Genomic DNA, 413 nt, shown 5'->3' with positions numbered 1-413 from the left:
TCCACGCCATATTTGACTTTGTAGGCTTTGACCGTTGCCATAAAACGAGCAGGATCCAAATCATAGAGCTCTTTGATGGGATTACAACGCTCTGAAAAATCAAAGTAATATCGAGTGATCAACCCTTTGTTGAGTCGAACAAGCAAAGGATTTGGATCATAAACCACTGTTTGTCCATGCTCATCTTGGAGATTGACCGTCACATCAATTTCTCGTTGCTCCACCGCTTTCTTTTGGCGTTTACCAATCAGATAAGCAAGAGCAATTGCCAGGAGTGCCCCAGCGCCTAAAAATAGGTGTTTGTTTTCCATAACAATGGGCATTAATTAAGTTAAAATAAGATCAAGGGCATCGTTGGTACGACTATCTTGCGGATCATAGCTCTTGCTGTAGTCCGTTCCTGTCTCAGGATC

General features: G+C 42.6%; 1 protein-coding gene. It reads right to left on the bottom strand.

Annotation, left to right across the window (positions count from 1 at the left end):
- Window positions 1–311 (bottom strand): hypothetical protein (locus CG11_RS26465; RefSeq protein ID WP_156039927.1); only part of this gene is annotated, 311 nt, incomplete at its 3' end.
- Window positions 312–413 lie beyond the last annotated feature (102 nt).

The organism is Aureispira sp. CCB-QB1, assembly GCF_000724545.1.
Lineage (GTDB): Bacteria > Bacteroidota > Bacteroidia > Chitinophagales > Saprospiraceae > Aureispira.
Note: the sequence above shows the minus strand (reverse complement) of the source record. Positions and strands in the feature narration are given on the sequence as shown.